This window comes from Actinoallomurus sp. CA-150999 (assembly GCF_050942425.1).
Classification (GTDB): Bacteria; Actinomycetota; Actinomycetes; order Streptosporangiales; family Streptosporangiaceae; genus Actinoallomurus.
This window is the reverse complement of record NZ_CP192063.1, coordinates 8,992,004-9,009,149: the sequence shown is the minus strand read 5'-3', so window position 1 is coordinate 9,009,149 and position 17,146 is coordinate 8,992,004. Positions and strand designations below refer to the sequence as shown.

The 17,146-nt window shown below is 70.1% G+C and carries 17 protein-coding genes; 6 read left to right on the top strand and 11 right to left on the bottom strand.

Annotation, left to right across the window (positions count from 1 at the left end):
- Positions 1–24 precede the first annotated feature (24 nt).
- The 3 genes from ACQP2O_RS41680 to ACQP2O_RS41670 all read right to left on the bottom strand — a co-directional run bounded on the left by ACQP2O_RS41680 (position 25) and on the right by ACQP2O_RS41670 (position 4,347).
- On the bottom strand, positions 25–1,317 hold the full coding sequence (locus tag ACQP2O_RS41680; RefSeq protein WP_433174719.1) for an extracellular solute-binding protein: 1,293 nt from the start codon (positions 1,315–1,317) through the stop codon (positions 25–27).
- A gap of 81 nt (positions 1,318–1,398) precedes the next feature.
- Positions 1,399–2,388 (bottom strand): LacI family DNA-binding transcriptional regulator, encoded by a 990-nt coding sequence (locus tag ACQP2O_RS41675; protein WP_433174718.1) that lies wholly within the window; start codon positions 2,386–2,388, stop codon positions 1,399–1,401.
- Positions 2,389–2,601: 213 nt separating this feature from the next.
- Entirely contained in the window at positions 2,602–4,347 is a 1,746-nt protein-coding gene (locus ACQP2O_RS41670) for a carbohydrate-binding module family 20 domain-containing protein (protein WP_433174717.1), read from the bottom strand.
- 192 nt (positions 4,348–4,539) lie between these two features.
- Here ACQP2O_RS41670 and ACQP2O_RS41665 point away from each other — a divergent pair, with 192 nt between their 5' ends.
- Positions 4,540–5,544, top strand: coding sequence for a LacI family DNA-binding transcriptional regulator (locus ACQP2O_RS41665; RefSeq protein ID WP_433191328.1), 1,005 nt, complete (start codon positions 4,540–4,542; stop codon positions 5,542–5,544).
- A gap of 64 nt (positions 5,545–5,608) precedes the next feature.
- Here the strand turns inward: ACQP2O_RS41665 and ACQP2O_RS41660 are convergent, their stop codons facing one another.
- From ACQP2O_RS41660 to macS, 3 genes are all read right to left on the bottom strand, one after another.
- Positions 5,609–5,947 carry a hypothetical protein gene (locus ACQP2O_RS41660; protein WP_433174716.1) on the bottom strand — a complete coding sequence of 113 codons (339 nt, stop codon included), beginning with the start codon at positions 5,945–5,947 and terminating at the stop codon, positions 5,609–5,611.
- Positions 5,948–6,114: 167 nt separating this feature from the next.
- Positions 6,115–6,762 (bottom strand): response regulator, encoded by a 648-nt coding sequence (locus ACQP2O_RS41655; protein ID WP_433191326.1) that lies wholly within the window; start codon positions 6,760–6,762, stop codon positions 6,115–6,117.
- Between the two features lie 127 nt (positions 6,763–6,889).
- Positions 6,890–8,017 carry a MacS family sensor histidine kinase gene (gene macS / locus ACQP2O_RS41650; RefSeq protein WP_433174715.1) on the bottom strand — a complete coding sequence of 376 codons (1,128 nt, stop codon included), beginning with the start codon at positions 8,015–8,017 and terminating at the stop codon, positions 6,890–6,892.
- A gap of 243 nt (positions 8,018–8,260) precedes the next feature.
- On the opposite strand from macS, the gene ACQP2O_RS41645 reads away from it, so the two are divergent.
- Positions 8,261–8,674: a hypothetical protein gene (locus tag ACQP2O_RS41645; RefSeq protein WP_433174714.1), complete on the top strand. Its 414-nt coding sequence runs from the start codon at positions 8,261–8,263 to the stop codon at positions 8,672–8,674.
- A gap of 43 nt (positions 8,675–8,717) precedes the next feature.
- Here the strand turns inward: ACQP2O_RS41645 and ACQP2O_RS41640 are convergent, their stop codons facing one another.
- Complete coding sequence (locus ACQP2O_RS41640; RefSeq protein WP_433174713.1) at positions 8,718–9,749, bottom strand: BtrH N-terminal domain-containing protein; 1,032 nt, start codon at positions 9,747–9,749, stop codon at positions 8,718–8,720.
- Complete coding sequence (locus ACQP2O_RS41635) at positions 9,746–10,552, bottom strand: MerR family transcriptional regulator (protein WP_433174712.1); 807 nt, start codon at positions 10,550–10,552, stop codon at positions 9,746–9,748. The genes ACQP2O_RS41640 and ACQP2O_RS41635 overlap by 4 nt, the downstream gene beginning before the upstream one ends.
- Before the next feature lie 174 nt (positions 10,553–10,726).
- On the opposite strand from ACQP2O_RS41635, the gene ACQP2O_RS41630 reads away from it, so the two are divergent.
- On the top strand, positions 10,727–11,236 hold the full coding sequence (locus tag ACQP2O_RS41630; protein ID WP_433174711.1) for an N-acetyltransferase family protein: 510 nt from the start codon (positions 10,727–10,729) through the stop codon (positions 11,234–11,236).
- 49 nt (positions 11,237–11,285) lie between these two features.
- Positions 11,286–12,158 (top strand): LLM class F420-dependent oxidoreductase, encoded by an 873-nt coding sequence (locus ACQP2O_RS41625; protein ID WP_433174710.1) that lies wholly within the window; start codon positions 11,286–11,288, stop codon positions 12,156–12,158.
- Positions 12,159–12,241: 83 nt separating this feature from the next.
- Here ACQP2O_RS41625 and ACQP2O_RS41620 read toward each other — a convergent pair whose 3' ends face one another.
- Positions 12,242–12,775: a hypothetical protein gene (locus ACQP2O_RS41620; RefSeq protein ID WP_433174709.1), complete on the bottom strand. Its 534-nt coding sequence runs from the start codon at positions 12,773–12,775 to the stop codon at positions 12,242–12,244.
- Between the two features lie 133 nt (positions 12,776–12,908).
- Between ACQP2O_RS41620 and ACQP2O_RS41615 the strand changes: the two genes are divergently transcribed.
- Complete coding sequence (locus ACQP2O_RS41615; RefSeq protein ID WP_433174708.1) at positions 12,909–13,976, top strand: FAD-dependent oxidoreductase; 1,068 nt, start codon at positions 12,909–12,911, stop codon at positions 13,974–13,976.
- A gap of 336 nt (positions 13,977–14,312) precedes the next feature.
- On the opposite strand, the gene ACQP2O_RS41610 is transcribed toward ACQP2O_RS41615, so the two are convergent.
- Positions 14,313–15,107, bottom strand: a complete 795-nt coding sequence (locus ACQP2O_RS41610; RefSeq protein ID WP_433174706.1) for a nuclear transport factor 2 family protein — start codon at positions 15,105–15,107, stop codon at positions 14,313–14,315.
- Between the two features lie 64 nt (positions 15,108–15,171).
- On the opposite strand from ACQP2O_RS41610, the gene ACQP2O_RS41605 reads away from it, so the two are divergent.
- Positions 15,172–16,146 carry a helix-turn-helix transcriptional regulator gene (locus tag ACQP2O_RS41605; protein WP_433174705.1) on the top strand — a complete coding sequence of 325 codons (975 nt, stop codon included), beginning with the start codon at positions 15,172–15,174 and terminating at the stop codon, positions 16,144–16,146.
- A 3-nt stretch (positions 16,147–16,149) separates the two neighbouring features.
- On the opposite strand, the gene ACQP2O_RS41600 is transcribed toward ACQP2O_RS41605, so the two are convergent.
- A complete protein-coding gene (locus ACQP2O_RS41600) occupies positions 16,150–17,019 on the bottom strand; it encodes an SMP-30/gluconolactonase/LRE family protein (RefSeq protein ID WP_433174703.1) in 870 nt (289 codons plus the stop codon).
- Positions 17,020–17,146: the final 127 nt, after the last annotated feature.

Sequence of the window (17,146 nt, the reverse complement as noted above, 5' to 3'; positions counted from 1 at the left end):
GCCTCCCGCGGTCGGCGGTGTCGCTCAGTGGCCGATGTTCGAGAGGTTCTCGTTGTACGGCTTGGCGAAGCCGTCCAGGACCGAGCTCGGCGACGCGGTGCCGGTGATCAGCTTCTGGGTCCCGGCCACGAGCACGTCGTAGTAGCCCGGCGCGGGCCAGTCCGGGTAGAAGCCCAGGCCGTCGCTGTTCGCGAGGGTCTGGTAGTTCTGGATGAGCTTCTTGTTCTTCGGGTCCGTGACGCCGGAGGGGTCGCCCGCGACCGGCACGCCGCCGTTGTTGGCCAGGGTGTTCTGGATCTCCTTCTTCATCGTGATGTTGATGAAGTCATAGGCGAGGTCCTTGTTCTTCGACCCCTTCGGGACGACCCAGAGGTTGCCGCTCGACCCGAGCGTCATCTTGCTGCCCGGCCAGAGGAACGTGTCCCACTGGAAGTTCTTGATCTCCTTCTCGAAGCGGCCGTACCACCAGCTGCCGGAGAAGAACATCGGGAACTTGCCGGCCATGAACGCGGTGCCCGCGTCCTCGGCCTTGGTGCCCGACGAGTTCTTGGCGATGTAGCCCTTCTTCACCCAGTCGGCGAAGGTGTTCGCGGCGTACGTCCACGCCGGGTCGTGGAAGTCGGTCTTGCCGGTGTAGCGCTCGAACCGGTCGACCCACGGCCGGTCCGCCTTGCTCAGCGCGAGCTGGTAGAGGTACTGCTGCGCCGGGTACTCCGCGCCCGCGTTGGCGAGCGGGGTGACGCCCTTGCTCGTGAAGGTGTCCATCGCCTTGGTGAACTCGTCGAACGTCGTCGGCACCTTCAGGCCGTACTTATCGAACAGCGCCTTGTTGTAGTACACCTGCAGGTACTCGGCGTAGTTCGGGACGCCGAACCACTTGTCGCCGCCCATGACGCCCTTGGCGTCGTACTTCGCGGTCTCGGCGACGTTCGCGGGGAGCATCTTGTCCCAGCCGCGCTTGGTCACCTCGGAGCTGATGTCGGTGAGCAGCCCCTGCTTGGACAGCAGGCCGGCGGTCGCGTTGCCCTTGTTGTACTCCAGGATGTCCGGCGCGTCCTTGGAGTTCAGCACCATCGGGGCGGTCTTCTGGATCTGCTCGAAGCCCTTCTCCTCGAACTTCACCTTGACGCCCGGGTGGGTCTGCTCGAACTCCTTGATCGCCTGGTTCCACGCCACCCCCATGGCGCTGTCCTGGGTCTCGTAGTGCCACAGCTTCAGCTCTTTCGAGGAAGAGCCGCCACCGCCCCCACCGCCGCACGCGGACAGGGCCAGCAGACCCGCGGTCAAAGCCGCGAGCGCCTTTGTCGCCTTGAACATCGGGATTCCTCCAGGGGGTGTGCGAAACGTCGAAGCGCTTCAATGACGCCGAGGCGTACGGGTTTCGAGATCGGTCACGTTTCAGGCCGCCGGAGTGCTGGACCGGGCGACGAGGCGGGAGGGGAGCAGGGTGGCGCCAGGTGCCTGGTCGCCGTTCAGCTTGTCCATGAGCACGGCGACCGCCTGCCGGCCGAGCTCCTCGGCGGGGATGGAGATCGACGTGAGGTCGAGCCGCTCCGCGAGGTCGTCGGGAGCGATGGCGATCACGGACAGGTCGTCGGGGATGCCGCGCCCGCTCGCGCGGAACGCGGTGAGCAGCGGTTCGACGGCCGGCTCGTTGTGGACCGCGATGCCGGTCAGGCCCGGATGGTCGCGGAGCAGGTCGGCGGCGGTCTCCCGGGCGTGCTCCGGGTCGCAGGGCCGGACGATCGCGTGGACGCCGCGTTCGGCGGCGGCCCGCTGAAAGCCCGCCTTCGTACGCTCGGCGAAGCCGGTGCCGCGTTCGTACACCGCGGGCGGCGCGCCGATCAGCGCGATCTCGCGGTGCCCGAGGTCGGCGAGGTGCTCGGCGCAGGCCGCACCCGCCGCCTCGAAGTCCCAGTCGATGCAGGTCAGCCCGGATGGGTCCGCGGGGAAGCCGATGAGCACCGACGGCCGGTCCAGCGAGCGCAGCACCGGCAGCCGTACGTCGTGCATCTCGACGTCCATCACGAGGATCGCGTCGACGAGGGACGATCCGGCCACCCGCTCGAGACCGCCGACGCCTTCGTCCTGGGTCAGCAGGAGGACGTCGTGGTCGTACGTGCGGGCGGTGGTCACGGCCGAGATCACCATCTGCATGACGATCGGCACGTGGATGCCCGAGCGCAGCGGGACGACGAGGGCGATGACGTTGGAGCGGTTGCTCGCCAGCGCGCGGGCACCGGCGTGCGGGCGGTAGCCCAGGGCCCGGATACTGTCCATGACGCGGCGGCGGGTCTGGTCGGAGATCGACCGTTTGCCGCTGAGAACATAGGACACCGTGCTGGGGGAGACGCCGGCGTGGCGGGCCACGTCAGAGATCTTTACCAAGGTCCGCTCCTGTCGAAGCGCTTCGATTCCCGGAATGTTAAGCCGGTCACCAATGTGACGCAATGGGGTGTTATGAGAAAGAAACCGGAATCTGGGAGCGCTCCCACGGCCCTCGAAGATCGACGATCTTGTCGAACTCCGAGCGGCACGGCGTTCCCGCGCTCTAAGCAGTAGGCGCCCGGGACGCGTTGCGTCCCGGGCGCCTACGCGGGGTCAGCGCCAGCTGTCGTTGATCGTGGCGGTGCCGTCGGACCCGGTGGTGTACGACCGGTTGGGATCGGACTCCCAGGTGACCGAACCGTCCGGGTTCTTCTTGATGTACTTGTACTGGAAGGCGGTGTTCGCCGGCAGGGACACGGCGGCGGACCAGGTCGGGTAGCCCGCGGACGACAGCGCGACGGCGCTGCCCGGAGCCCAGTCGCCCAGCGCGGGGATCGAGCCGACGACGTAGACGTTCTGCCCGTAGTAGGTCGTCGCGTACTCGTTGAAGGTCACCTGGACGACGCCGGTGCCACCGCCGCCGGTGCCGGTGCCGGTGGCCGCGACGTCGATCGCCACGGCGCTGCCCGGGCTCACGGAGAAGGTCGCGTTGCCGGAGCCGTCGACCGTGACGGCCGTGCCGGTGCACTTCCCCGAGGACACGCCGCCGCCGATGACGTCGCAGTACGTCCCGGCGGGCAGGCCGGTCGCGAACGTACGGCTCAGCGTGCCGCCGGAGTTGTTGATCGCGACATAGCCCTTCGCGCCGCGGCCGAAGGCGATCTGGTTGGAACCGTCGGACCACCAGTTCGTGACGGACGTGCCCTTCACCGCGTTGTGCCAGCCGACCATGCCGCCGAGCACGCGGTCGAGGCAGCCCTGCCAGCCGCTCGCGCAGTTCGTGTCGGTGACGTACCCGCTGGAGTCGGCGGGCGGAGAGTCGTCGGTGCCGCTGAAGTCGAAGCCGGAGTAGACCTGCGGGGTGCCGAAGTTCCAGGCCAGCGAGAAGATCGTGGCCAGCCGGTACTTGGTGCCGTCCTTGTAGGACAGCGTGCTGCCGTTCCGCTCGGTGTCGTGGTTGGCGGCGAAGACGACCGACTTGTCGCTCGGCTCCATTCCCCACGACTGCCCGAAGCTCTGCAGGTTGGCGATGCTGCCGTTGAACTGCTCCTTGAGCTTCTGGCCGTAAATGAACTCCAGCAGGTCGCCGGTGCCCTCGAAGGCGCTGGGCGCGAGGCCGCCGCCGCTGCCGGGCATGACCTCCTGGTAGATGTACGCGGACCTGCTCAGTTTCCCTTCGATGGCCGCCAGGTCGGTCGCGCCGATGTGCTTGGCGGCGTCCACCCGGAAACCGTCCACGCCGAGGGACAGCAGGTCATTGAGGTAGCCGGCGATCTTCCCGCGCACGTAGTCGGACTCGGTGCGCAGGTCCGACAGGCTGCTCAGCTCGCACTTGGTGACCTCGGTGTAGTCGTTCCAGTTGTGGATCTGGTCGTCGGACTCCGGGCAGTCCGCCGGGTAGTTGTGGAAGTCGGCCGAGGAGTAGATGCCCGGGTAGTCGTACTTCGAGAAGCTCTTGCCGCCGTAGCTCGCGCTGCCCTGGCCGGTCATGTGGTTGATGACCGCGTCCGCGTACACCTTGACGCCCGCGCTGTGGCAGGCCGACACCATGGCGGCGAACTGCGACCGGGTGCCCATGCGGCTGTTCACGTCGTAGTCGGCAGGCTGGTAGACCTCCCACCACGGGTGGCCGCTCCGGGTGAGGGAGTCCTCCGGCGGGGCGACCTGGACGGCGCCGTAGCCCTTGGGACCCAGCACGTTCGTGCACTCGGAGGCGACGGAGTTCCAGTTCCATTCGAAGAGGTTGGCGATGACGTCGTGGTCGCCCGTGGGTGATGCTGTGGCGGGCGCGGCGCCGGCCACGGGCATGATCGTGGCCGCCAGCGCGACGGCCAGCGCGGGCAGCAGGCGTTTTAGCATGCGGGCCTCCTGGGGTGAGGAGAGTGGGCGGGGTCCCCCGAGGGTCTGGCGGCCGCTGTGTTTCCGCTGTGTTGCCGCGACGGTAACGCCTTCATCGGTTGACGGCAAGGTCTTGCTGCAATCTTGCGAAAGAACGCGGCAAGGGATCCACGCCGGTCCATTCCGTCCGGCGGTACATTCGTGCATGTGAGCATGCGCCTGGCGGACATCGCCGCCCAAGCCGGTGTGAGCGAGGCGACCGTGAGCCGGGTGCTCAACGGCAGGCAGGGCGTCGCGCCGGCCACGCGGCAGGCGGTCCTCGACGCGCTCGACGCCCTCGGGTACGAACGCCCCGTTCGCCTACGGCCGCCGCGCAGCGGGCTGATCGGCCTGATCGTCGCCGAGCTGGACAACCCCATCTTTCCGGCTTTCGCGCAGGTCATCGAGAACACCCTGGCCGTGCACGGCTACACCGCGGTGCTCGGCGCGCTGGCGCCCGGCGGCATCAACGAGGACGACTACACCGACCTCCTGCTCGAGCGCGGGGTCTCCGGGATCGTCTTCGTCTCCGGGCTGCACGCCGACTCGCAGGCCGACCACGGCCGCTACAAGCGCCTCACCGATCGCGGGCTCCCGATCGTGCTGATCAACGGCTACGCCGAGGGGGTCGACGCCACGTTCGTCTCCAGCGACGAGGTCGGCTCCATGGAGCTGGCCGTGGCCCACCTCGCGCACCTGGGGCACCGCCGCATCGGGCTCGCCGTGGGCCAGGAGCGTTTCGTGCCGGTCATCCGGAAGACCGAGGGCTACCGCAGAGGGATGGCCGAGCGCCTCGGGATCGCCGAGGTGGACGACTGGATCGCCAACACCATCTTCACGGTCGAAGGCGGGGAGGCGGCGGCGAAGCGACTGCTCGACCGGGGGTGCACCGCGATCTGCTGTGGCAGCGACATGATGGCGATCGGGGCGATCAGAGCGGCCCGGCAGCGAGGCCTGCGAGTTCCCGCGGACGTGTCCGTCATCGGCTTCGACGACTCGCCGCTGATGGCCTATGTCGATCCGCCCCTGACCACGGTCCGCCAGCCGGTCCGCGACATGGCCTTGGTCGCCGTTCGCAGCCTGCTCGACGAGATCCAGGGCGTCGGGGCCCCGCACACCGAGCTGGTCTTCCGGCCCGAGCTGGTGGTCCGCAGCTCCACGGGCCCGCTCCGCCAGTGATTGCAGCAATCCTCTGCAAGGAACTTCAGCTCGTGCGCCCGCCGCTCCCGCAACGTCCCTCCGTTCAGAATACGTACGGGTTCGGGCGGCCATACAGGAGTCCGCAGAGCAAGAAGGCGCCCCAGGCGACCCAAACGAACAGGCTTCCGATGAAGGCGCCCGCAGCCGCGATTGCAAACCGGATCGCAGGACGGAGTCGGGACGTAACCCCCAGGCCAGCGATCACACCAAGGAGCGGAAGGCCAAGCGTGATCAACGATGCGACAGCGATTTCGATTTCCTCGCTAAGCGACATTGACTGAAATCTCTCGATGATCGTTTCGCCTCGCACTTGTCTCATCGCGTCGATCACGAACTTCTCTGGGTAGACGAGGCTGAGCTGAGTGGCCACGGCGAGGAGCATGGTGAGGAGCATGGTGAAGACGGCTACGTACCGAGTGTGTCCCGCACGGTCATTACCACCGCGCAAGCTTGGGCGGTGGGGTGGCAGGGGTTCCATGCACCGAGGATCCGCTGCCCGGGCCGCGCCCGCCTGAGCAAGATCGCCCGACTTCGCCTGAGTAGTAGTACTCAGTCCAGTCCCCGCTCCAGCGCGTACCGCACCAGCTGTGCCTTGTTGTGCAGCTGCAGCTTGGTCAGGGTGTTCTGCACGTGGTTCTGCACCGTCCGGTGCGACAGCACGAGCCGCTCGGCGATCTCGCGGTAGGTCAGGCCCTTGGCGACCAGCCGCAGCACCTCGGTCTCCCGGTTCATGAGCCGGGGAGTCTCCCGCTCCGGCGCGCCGACCAGGCGGCGGTACTCGCCCAGCACCAGGCCCGCCAGCCCGGGCGTGAACACGGCCTGCCCGGCCGCGGCCGAGCGCACCGCCGCGATCACTTCGTCGAGGGACGCCGACTTGGTCAGGTAGCCGGTCGCGCCCGCCGTCACGGCGTCGAGGACGTCCTGGCGTTCCCCGCTCGCCGACAGCACGAGCACGCGGATCGTCCCGTCGGCGGCCAGGAGCCGGCGGGTCACCTCCGCCCCGGGCAGATCCGGCAGGTGCAGGTCGAGCAGCACGACCCGCGGCCGCGTCGCCTTCGCCACCCGCAGCGCCTGGACACCGTCGCCGGCCGTGCCGACCACGGTGAGGCCGGCCGTCCCCAGCTTCTCCGCGATGCCGTCGCGCCAGATCGGATGGTCGTCGACGACCAGAACGTGCAGTGGGGCATCGGCGTCCATGGGTTCCCCCTCGTTCTTCGGGGCGTCGGCGTCCATGGGTTCCTTCTGGCTGCCCGGGGCGTCGGCGTCCATGGGTTCGTCGTTGTTCCTCTGGGCGTCCACGGGTTCGCCCTTGCCCCTCGGGGTGTCAGCGTCCATGGTGTTCCACCTCGTCCCGCAAGGTCCGGGGGACCCGGAGCTCGACCTCGGTCCCGCGGCCGGGGGCCGACGTCACGGTCGCCTCGCCGTCGAGCTCCCGGATCCGCCCGACGATCGACTGCGCGACGCCGAGACGCCCCGCCTCGGCCGCCCGGGCCAGGCGGCCGTCCTCGAACCCCGCGCCGTCGTCCCGGACGCTCACCGCGACCGCCTCGCCCTCGTCGTCGAGCAGCACCCAGGCCCGCGCGTCCGGGCCGGCGTGGCGGCGGACGTTGTCGAGCGCCTCGCCGGTCGCTGCAGCCAGGGCCCGCGCCGGCGCGTCGGGGAGAAGGACCGCGTGCGCCGGGCAGGACACCGTGACCCGGTCGCCGGCGAGGGGCTCCAGCAGCGTCCGTACGTCGACTCGGCCGTCCGGCGGCGGCGTCGGCGAGGCGGCGACCAGGGACCGCAGCGCCACCTCCTGTTCGCCCGCCAGCCGGCCGAGTTCGGCCGCCTCCCCACCGAGCTCCCGCCCGCGCACGCTGACCAGCGCGAGCACCTGCAGGACCGAGTCGTGGATGTCCCGCGCGATGCGCTGCCGCTCGGCCGTGGCCGCCTCCTGCCGGGCCGCGCGGTCGAGGGCGGCCTCCGCGCGTAGCACGAGCCGTACGACATGGCCGCCGACCGTGCCGGCGATGAGCAGCAGCACGATGCCGTTGAACGTGTTGTGCGGCAGCGCCTGGCGTTCGAACAGGTCGGCCGCTGAGAGGACGGCGGCTCCGGCGCACCCCGCCCACGGGCCGCCCGCGACGGCGCAGGCCAGCACGGACGCCGCCGCCCACGACACCGGCAGCGTCGCGGCGCCGTGGTCGATGCGGGCGGCCGTGTCGACCAGGCGCGTGACGAGGATCAGCGCAGCCGCGACGGCCACGTCCGCGCCGACCAGCCAGGGACGCCGCGCGGACGGGCGCGCGTACGCGACGGTGGCGAGCACGGACCACGCCGCCATCGCGGCGAGCGCGAGGAGACCGCCCAGGGGATGGGCGTACCGCCCGTGATCCCGCACGATGAGGACCGCGGCGTAGCCGAGGGTGACGAGCCGGAAGACGCCCACCGCCCGCCACATCTGCTCGACCACGACTGCGACCTTACGGCCTCGGCGTTGCCAGCTCAAAAGGGATGGACCAGGGATTTTCAGCAGTGACTTAACGACCTCGACGCGCAACGCCGTGAAAGGCATAGTTCGGTGCATGCCGACGGATTCGATATGCGGCTACTTATCAGACCTGGGTGGAGGGCGCCGCATATCGCACATCCGTGGGTTTGCCAATTCTCCCCTCGCGGGGAGCGCGAATCGCATCGCGAAAGGAGAGCTTCGCACATGAAGTTCGGCAAGAAATTCGTGCGTACCGGCCTGCTGGCGGGCATGACACTCACCGCTGCATCGGCCGTCGCGTTCACGGCACCGGCCACCGCGGCCCAGGCTTCGACGCACCCCAAGCCGGCGCGGATTTCGCCGGCAGGAACGGTCGAGGGATGCCCTTCCGGAGACGTATGCATCTACCCGGACGCCAGCTGGAACGCCGGAAAGCCGTCCTATTACTACTACGACTACGGCTACTACAACCTCAGCAACATGTATGGCATGCTCCGCATCTTCAACAACCAGACCGGCGGCGCGACCATGCGGACATGCACGGGTTACAACGGCACGGGATGCCAGGGTTATCTCAAGGCCGGGACTTACATGGACAAGGACATGACACCGATCAATTCGATCACCCTCGAACCCTAAGGGGAGTTATCGGGGGCTGACGTGCGTAGAACGAAAAGTCGCGCTAAGCAAGGCCTCGGGCGGTGCTCGGCGCGACTTTTCGTTCGTATGCGTCCAGGCGGCTCAGCGCCTGCATGGCCTCGCGCTCTATGCGGGAAAGATCGCAGAGGATGGTGCCCGCCTGGACGAGGCACTGCGTATCGCCTGACTCGCCGGCCTTCGTGATCAGTGCTGCGACTTCCGTCCATAGGGCGGCGGCCTCGGTGTACAGCCCGTGGCCGGTGCGCAGGCGGCTGCTGTCGAGCAGTTGGGCGCATTCGGCGAGGAAGTCGCGGTAGAGGTTACGGAACAGGGCGCCGCCGGTGCCGGCCTTCTCCATCAACAGGGCGGCCTGCGGCAGGTCCCGCTGAGGGGTGTCGGTGCGCTGGAACCATGTGCGTACCAGCTTGCCGGCCTTCTCGATGCCCCGGTGGCCGAGGTTGGCGATGGGCGGGTTGAGGAAGGCGTCGGCGCAGGCGGTGATGGCGGGAATGATCTGGCTCTGCGGGGAGGGCGGGTTCCTCGGAGCGGTGAGGGTGAAGGACCGGTGCTTGGCGGTCATCGGGCCGCGCGCGGCCCTGGCCCGGGCGAGGCCGGTCAGGCTGGTGGACACCGCTCCGCCTTGCTGGTCGGTGTCCACCAGGTAGGCGTCGTGGTCGTCGTAGCCGTACAGCGCGACGATATGACCGCCGAAGTGCACCTTCGAGCGGAAGTAGTCCAGGTGGTAGCTGTCGAGCTGCAGTCCGACGGGGCGGCCGGCGTCGATGGGGGCCGTCACGTTCTCCCATGCCCTGCGGGGAGACGCGGTCTCGTGGACCTGGAGGTCCAGGTTGAGGCCGGCGGCCAGGTTCCTGGTGAGTTCGAAGGGCTTGACCCGTCCCCCGAGGAAGGGGAAATCCATGTTCTTGCCGTCCCAGTAGATGAAGGACAGGCCGGAGCCGAGGCCGAAGAGCATGGGCTCGGACAGATCGAGTCCTTGGTGCCGCAGCAGCACCCCCAGAGCCGTCGTCTCGCAGTGCTGCATACCGCGGGCATCAACGTCCACGACCGTGGTCATGCCAGGCCTTCCCGGACGGGGATGATCAGCCGCGTCATCAGTTCTTCTCGCGGTGCCTCTGCCGGCCCGACGAGGTAGGCCTCACGTACGGGCGCTCGCGGGCGCAGCCCGCGCTCGTGGACGGCGGCGAAGACAGCGTTGTAGGCCAAAGGCAGCTGGGCGTAGGGACCGATGTGCATGGTCTCGGCAACGGCTCCGCCGGGCAGCACCTCGAACCGCAGGCCGGGCGTCCCTTCCCCCTGCTGCGTCTGCACTCCGATGGCGATCTCCATCCGCTCTTCCAGATCCAGCGGGTACAGCCCCCACAACGGCGGCTCCCACGCGATTCCAGCCTTGCCGAGCGCGGCTAGCAGCCGGCCAACGCACTCCTCGACCTTCTCTCCGATCTCCGCAGGGGTGCAGACCGCTCGCACCACGGCCAGCCGTCGCTCCGGCTCTCTGCCCATCGTCACCTCATAGCCGGGCAGGCCGCCCTCCGCCAGCCGCTCCAGCATCTCCAGCCGTACCTGGTCCCTGCTGATGCGCTCGGCCAGCCGGTCGCGCTCAGCGCGCAGGATCTCTGCCCTGGACTCGGGCTCGGCCGCCAGCGCCTGGGCGATCACAGCGAGGGGAAGGTCCATCTCGCGGAGCAGGGCGATGGTCAGGGCATCACGGGCCTGTTCAGGTGCGTAATAGCGGTAGCCGGAGCCGGCGTCCACGCGGACCGGGGCCAATAGCCCCATCTCGTCGTAGTGCCGTAGCTGCTTGACGCTGAGCCGGCACAGGCGAGCGAAGGGTCCGATGGTGAGAAGTTCGTCTTGCATGGAGTCATGGTGGACTCTCCCACGGTGGGAGAGTCCAACGAGCCTCGCGAAGATCTGCGGCTGGTGCCGAACGGCCTGCACCATGAGGTAGACCTGTCCGACGTCTGGGAGACCGACCGGAGAAGATGCGCACGATCCTTCGCCGGCCGCTGAGAGCCGCTTAGGCTCGGCTGCGTGAAGCACCCTCCGGCGGAGCCGATGCGGTACCGGCTCGACGCGACGCTGTACGGGATCCGGGCGTCGATTGGCCACTCGTTCCGCTCACCGACTCGCGACGACATCCCGTTGCTCGGCACCCTGATGTGGGACGCCTACCGGGGGACGCCGGACGAGCGGGACGTCGGGGACGGCGTCCCGTCGGCCACCGAGGAGGTCCGGCTCACCTTCGAGGGGGAGTACGGGCCGTTCCTGCCGGAGGCGTCGCTCGTCGCCGAGGAGGGCGGCCGTCTCGTCGCGGCGGCTCTGGTGACGGTCTGGCGCGGGGTTCCCCTGCTGGCGTTCGTCTTCACGGCGTCGTCCCACACCGGCCGGGGGCTGGCCAGGCGGCTGATCGAGGCGGTGATGGGGGCGCTCGTGGGGCAGGGGTACGACCGGCTCTCCCTCGCCGTGACCGGCCAGAACACCCGCGCCCGTGCGCTGTACGAGTCGATGGGGTTCGTGGAGGTTCCCGTCGGAAGCGCGTGAGACGTCCTCGCCGTCGCGTGACAGGATCGCGGGTGGGAGGTGCTTCTCAATGAAGGTCGGACTACAGATTCCTGACTTCACCTGGCCCGGTGGACCGTCGAGTCTCGGTGCGGACCTGGCCCGCGTCGCACGCACCGCGGACGACGCGGGGTTCAACCGGATCGCGGTGATGGACCACTTCTTCCAGATCGGCATGGTCGGGCCGCCCGAGCACGACATGCTCGAGGCGTACACCACACTCGGCTTCCTGGCCGCGCACACGTCCCGCGCGCGGCTGCTCACCCTCGTCACCGGGGCGGTCTACCGGCCGCCGGGCCTGCTCGCCAAGACCGTGACGACGCTCGACGCGCTGTCCGGCGGGCGGGCCGAGCTGGGTATCGGCGCGGCCTGGAACGAGGAGGAGGCGCGCGGCCTGGGCCTGCCCTTCCCGCCCATCGCCGAACGCTTCGAGCGGCTGGAGGAGACGCTGCAGATCTGCCTGCGGATGTGGGGCGACGGCGACGAGGCGTACGAGGGGCGGCACTACCGTCTCGGACGCACGCTCAACTCGCCGCAGGCGCTGTCGCGACCGCACCCGCCGATCATGGTCGGTGGGTCCGGCGAGCGGAAGACGCTGCGGTTCGTGGCCCGGTACGCACAGGCGTGCAACCTGTTCCCCGGTCCCGACGTGGCCCACAAGCTCGACGTGCTCCGCGAGCACTGCGCGGCGGAGGGCCGCGACTACGACGAGATCGAGAAGACCGTCATCTTCCGCTTCGACCCTGGCGAGAAGGGCGAGAAGACGGGCGAGATCGTCGACACGCTCGGGAAGCTGGCGGAGCTCGGCATCGACGCGGTCATCGGCGGTGTCACCGACGTCTGGCGCGTCACACCGCTCGAGGCGATCGGCGCCGACGTCATCCCGGCCGTCGCGGACCTGTAGTGAGCACCGGACACGCCTAAAAAGGGCGTGTCCGGTGGATCCACGTCCGGCCGCGTGGCGCTACGAACAAGATCCGCCGGACTCTAGGCGCGGGCCCGGTACACCGCGCCGGTGAACGGCAGCGCGCCGCCCCTCTCACGCTCGTCGGGCGGCGCGAGCCCGGCGGCCGCGGCCCACGCGTCGACCAGGCTCGCCGGCCAGGACGTCCGCTCACCGGGGAGTACCACGACCAGGCCGTCCGGGGCGAGGGCGCGGCCGAGTTCGCGGACGGTGTGGCGGGGGAACGGGAAGGACCTCGGATCGAGGCGGCAGACGAGCGCGTGCAGGGTCCCGTCGGGGAACGGCAGGTCGACGTCGATCCCGCCGACGGACGGCGTGGGAACGTCGCCGCCGACCCGGTGCGCCGCCCGCCGCAGTGCGCGGGCGTCACGCCGGTGGGGGACGCATACCTCGACCGGCACCCCGTCGGCGATCAGCCGGGCGGCCAGGTCGTGGAGGCCCGAGCCGACGAGCCGTACCGGCGTGGTGCGCCGCGTGACCGCCTTGGTGAGGAGCGTGCCGAGAGTCGCGTCATCGAGCCCGGAACAGCCGTACGCGGCGGCTGCGGGCGTGCTCATCGTGATGCCGTTCTGCCGGTGCCCGCGACGCGTGTCGCGGTGAGGCGGAGGTGGGTCACCGGAGTCCTCCCACGTTTTATCTGTATTCTGCAAGTATCGTAGCGCAGGCGTCTATGCAGGCATGATGCGGGACATGGACGACATCGATGTGGCGATCGTGGGGCTCGGACTGGCGGGATCCGCCGCGGCGTGGGCGGTGAGCCGGCGCGGACGGAGCGTCGCCGCCTTCGAGGCGTACGGGCCGGGCCACCGGCGCGGCAGCTCGCACGGCCGCGCCCGGATCTTCCGCCGCGCCTACCTCGACCCGCTCTACGTCGAGCTCACCGGCCGGGCGGGGCGGCTGTGGGAGGAGCTCGGAGAGCAGGCCGGCGAGCGGCTCCTGACCCGGACCGGCGGCGTCGACCACGGCGCGGGCCGCGAGCCCGAGCGCATGGCGGCCCTGCTCCGGGAACACGGTGTCGCCGCCGAGCTGCTCGACCCGGCCGAGGCGGCCCGCCGCTGGTCCGGCATCCGCTTCGAGGGACCCGTGCTCTTCGACCCGGAGGGCGGCGTTCTCGACCCGGAGGCGGCGATGGCCGCCATGGTCCGCCTGGCCACCGACGCCGGGGCGCACGTCGCGTACGACACTCCGGTCCGCGCCCTGCGGCCGGACTCGGACGGCGTGACCCTCACCACCGACACCGGCACCTGGCGCGCCCGCACGGTCGTGGTCGCCGCAGGCGGCTGGGCCGGCCCGCTGCTCGACGGCCTGGTCCCGCTCCCGCCGCTGACCGTGACCCAGCAGCAGGTCTTCTTCTTCGACCGCGAGGACCCCGGCCCCTGGCCCACGGTCGTCCACGGTGAGACGTCCCTCGACCTGTACGCGCTGCCCGAAGGGCCGTACTTCAAGGTCGGCGAGCACGTGCACGGCACGGTGACGACCGCGGACGACCGGGACTTCACCGTCGACCCGGCCGCCCGGGAACGAGCGGTCGCGTACGCGCGCGCGTGGCTCCCCGGCCTCGACCCGGTCCCGCGCTCGGAGCTGACCTGCCTCTACACCTCGACACCGAACGAGGACTTCGTCCTCGACCGCCGCGGCCCGTTCGTGGTCTGCTCCGCCTGTTCCGGACACGGCGCGAAGTTCACCCCGCTGATCGGCGAACTCGTCGCCGACCTGGTGGACGGCCATCCGCCGATCGACAGGTTCGCCCTGCGGTGAGGGCGCCCGACCACCGGCGTGCGCCGTGACACGGCGCACGCCGGCGGGCAACGCGTCCGGTCGGCGACCGGTGTCGGTGGGCGATGGGTCCGGTCGGCGGAGGATGACGTGTCCGGTCGGCGGCCGGTGTCGGTGGGGCGTGCGCTCGGTCGGCGGCGGACGTTGGTGGGCGATGCGTCCGGTCGGCGGAGGGCGACGTGTCCGGTCGGCGGCCGGTGTCGGTGGACCGTGTGCTCGGTTGGCGGAGGGCCTCGGTGGGCGATGCGTCTGGTCGGCGGCGGGCCTCGGGGAACCGTGCGCTCGGTCGGCGGCGGGGCTCGGAGGACCGCGGTCCGGTCAACGACCGGCGTCGGCGCGGGCCAGTGCCTCCGCGACGGTGAGGCTGTCCTCGTAGACGTGGTACCGGGTGATCAGGCCGTCCTCCACGGTGAGGCGGACCGCGCACAGGGCCGTGTAGGGCTCGCCGGTCGCCTTGACCGTCTGCCGGATCTCACCGAGGATCACCGCGTCCGGACCGTCGACGACGATTTCCTCCGCCGCCGACCCCTGCTCCTGCGGGACATGGAAGTCCTGGATGGTCCGGAAGTGGTCGGCGACATCGGCGCGGCTGGAGCGAGGACGGATCCAGGGCACCGCTGGATGACCCTCGGCGGGCCAGTCCAGACGCCAGTCGACCTTCTCGGCGAAGATCTCCGCGACGTGTTCCGGGTCGCCCGCGACGAGCCGGCGGAGGTACTCCCGCGCGACGGCCCGCGTGCCCGGATCGGGGTCCCCGGCGAACTGGTAGTCGTACCGGATCAGGCCGTCTTCACCGAGGACGACGAAGATCGACCCGTTCCACACGGCGTCGCCGCCCGTGGCGGGCGCCATCTCGACCGTGAACCGTACGGCGTCGTGATGCCCCACCGGCTCACCCGCCGGCCGGAAGACGAACCCGCCCTCCCGGACGAACTCCTCGTACGCCCCCGTGACCCGCCTCTCGATCTCCTCGTGCCCGCGGTACTCGCCCGACTCGGTGAACTCGACACCGTCCTCGGCCCACAGGTCCGCGATCATTCCGCGGCGTACGGAGGCCTCCGGTTCGTTCCAGACGGCGGCGTAACGATCTACGAATTGGCTGAAATCGTTCATGGCCGGACCGTACGGGCGGTTCACTGACACGTTCTGTCAGTGGAGCGCGGCATTGTTGAGGACCGTGCGCGCGAGCCGGCTGGTGTCCCTGCTTCTGCTCCTGCAGGTCCGAGGACGCATGACCGCGCGAGAGCTCGCCGACGCCTTGGAGGTCTCCGTGCGCACCGTCTACCGCGACGTGGAGGCGCTCGGCGCGGCCGGTGTCCCGGTGTACGGCGAGGCGGGGCACGACGGCGGCTACCGCCTGCTCGACGGCTATCGCACCCGGCTGACCGGGCTCACCGCCGCGGAGGCCGAGTCACTGTTCCTGGCCGGGATGCCGTCGGTCGCGGCGGATCTGGGCCTCGGCGCCGCGGTGAGCGCAGCGCAGCTGAAGCTCATGGCCGCCCTGCCCGCGGAGTCGCGGGCGCATGCCATGCGGATCTCCGAGTGCTTCCACCTCGACGCCCCGCCCTGGTACGGCGACACCGACCGTACCGACCGGCTCGACGCGGTCGCGGACGCGGTGTGGACCCGGCACCGCACGCGCATCCGCTACCTACGCTGGGCGGAGCCGCACGAGATCGACCGGACCGTCGATCCGTACGGCCTCGTGCTGAAGGCGGGCCATTGGTACCTCGTCGCCGGGCACGAGGACGGCATCCGCACCTACCGCGTGTCCCGGATCACCGACCTCACCGTTCTCGCCGAGTCGTTCACCCGGCCGGTCGGCTTCGACCTGTCCGCGTACTGGCGAGGCCACGTCGAGCGGTTCCACGCGGGCCGGCACCGGGACGAGGCGACGCTCCGAGTCTCCCCGCGAGCCCTGGAGCGCATCCCTCACGTCCTGGAGCCGGCCGTGGCACGAGCCGCCCGCGGCACCGCCGGCGAGCCGGACGCCGACGGCCGGGTGCGGATCACCGTTCCGATCGAGTCGGTGGAGCAGGCGCTCGCCGACTTCCTCCGCCTCGGCGCGGACGTCGAGGTCCTCGGTCCCCCGGCCCTGCGGGAGCGGATGACCGAGGCCGTCGAGGCCCTGGCCGCCCTCTACCGGCGATGACGCTCAGCGGCCGGCCGCGAAGGGCGCGGCGGTCGGGCCGGAGACGCCGGGGTCGACGCGGAAGATCCGGCCGGCGTCCGGCTCGGCCTCCCGCTGCTCGGGCGACAGGCCCTGCTGCGACGTCGTGATGAACAGCGTCGAGCGGTCGGCGCCGCCGAAGCAGCAACTCGACACGTTCGTCACCGGCAGATGCACCGTGGCGACCAGACGCCCGGACGGGTCGTAGCGGCGCACGGCGTGGCCGCCCCAGAACGCGACCCACAGGTGGCCCTCGTCGTCGACGCTCATCCCGTCCGGGGTGGCACCCTCGACCGCGAACAGCCGCCTGCGGCCGGTCGCCGCCCCGGTCTCCACGTCATAGTCGAACGCGTCGACCCCGCCGGCCCGCGAGTCGATGTAGTACATCGTGCGGTGGTCGGGACTCCAGCCGAGCCCGTTGGAGATGGTGACGCCTTCCAGCACCGTACGGACCGATCCGTCGAAGACGAACAGCGAGCCGGCCCCGGGCGTCTCGTCGAACGCCATCGTGCCCGCCCAGAACCGCCCCGCCGGGTCGCACTTGCCGTCGTTCATGCGGATCGTGGAGGTGTCGGCCAGGTCACCCGTCAGGGCCGTCGCCCGGCCGTCCTCGTCCAGCTCCATGAAGCAGGTGCCGGCGGCGATGATCCACCCACTTCGGGCACGAGGGACGGCGGCGCCGATCGGGCGGTCGACCTCCAGCGAGCGCGGGTCGGTGAGCGTCTTGCCGTCGAATCCGGCCAGCCACAGCCGCCCGGCCATGATGTCGACCCAGCCGAACCGGTCTCCGTACCAGAACGGCCCTTCGGCGTGCTCCACTCGTACCGGCGAACAGGGTTCCGCGGTGAGTTCCATGCTTCGGCTCCCAGCGTGACGTAGCGGATCAGCGTCAGTCTTCCATTACCCGCTCACACGCGACGAACTCCCGCAACTTGAGCGATCGCTCAAACATCCCGTACGCTGCCGTTTGAGCAGTCGCTCA

Excerpts from the sequence above, each read along its gene's own strand:
- ACQP2O_RS41660 (WP_433174716.1), bottom strand. The coding sequence starts at position 5,947 with ATGCTCCTCGCCGTGGCCACTCAGCTCAGCCTCGTCTACCCAGAGAAG.
- ACQP2O_RS41640 (WP_433174713.1), bottom strand. The coding sequence starts at position 9,749 with ATGACCACGGTCGTGGACGTTGATGCCCGCGGTATGCAGCACTGCGAG.
- ACQP2O_RS41615 (WP_433174708.1), top strand. The coding sequence starts at position 12,909 with ATGGACGACATCGATGTGGCGATCGTGGGGCTCGGACTGGCGGGATCC.
- ACQP2O_RS41655 (WP_433191326.1), bottom strand. The coding sequence starts at position 6,762 with ATGGACGCCGATGCCCCACTGCACGTTCTGGTCGTCGACGACCATCCG.
- ACQP2O_RS41635 (WP_433174712.1), bottom strand. The coding sequence starts at position 10,552 with ATGCAAGACGAACTTCTCACCATCGGACCCTTCGCTCGCCTGTGCCGG.
- ACQP2O_RS41670 (WP_433174717.1), bottom strand. The coding sequence starts at position 4,347 with ATGCTAAAACGCCTGCTGCCCGCGCTGGCCGTCGCGCTGGCGGCCACG.
- ACQP2O_RS41610 (WP_433174706.1), bottom strand. The coding sequence starts at position 15,107 with ATGAACGATTTCAGCCAATTCGTAGATCGTTACGCCGCCGTCTGGAAC.
- ACQP2O_RS41645 (WP_433174714.1), top strand. The coding sequence starts at position 8,261 with ATGAAGTTCGGCAAGAAATTCGTGCGTACCGGCCTGCTGGCGGGCATG.
- ACQP2O_RS41665 (WP_433191328.1), top strand. The coding sequence starts at position 4,540 with ATGCGCCTGGCGGACATCGCCGCCCAAGCCGGTGTGAGCGAGGCGACC.
- ACQP2O_RS41620 (WP_433174709.1), bottom strand. The coding sequence starts at position 12,775 with ATGAGCACGCCCGCAGCCGCCGCGTACGGCTGTTCCGGGCTCGATGAC.
- ACQP2O_RS41625 (WP_433174710.1), top strand. The coding sequence starts at position 11,286 with ATGAAGGTCGGACTACAGATTCCTGACTTCACCTGGCCCGGTGGACCG.
- ACQP2O_RS41600 (WP_433174703.1), bottom strand. The coding sequence starts at position 17,019 with ATGGAACTCACCGCGGAACCCTGTTCGCCGGTACGAGTGGAGCACGCC.
- ACQP2O_RS41680 (WP_433174719.1), bottom strand. The coding sequence starts at position 1,317 with ATGTTCAAGGCGACAAAGGCGCTCGCGGCTTTGACCGCGGGTCTGCTG.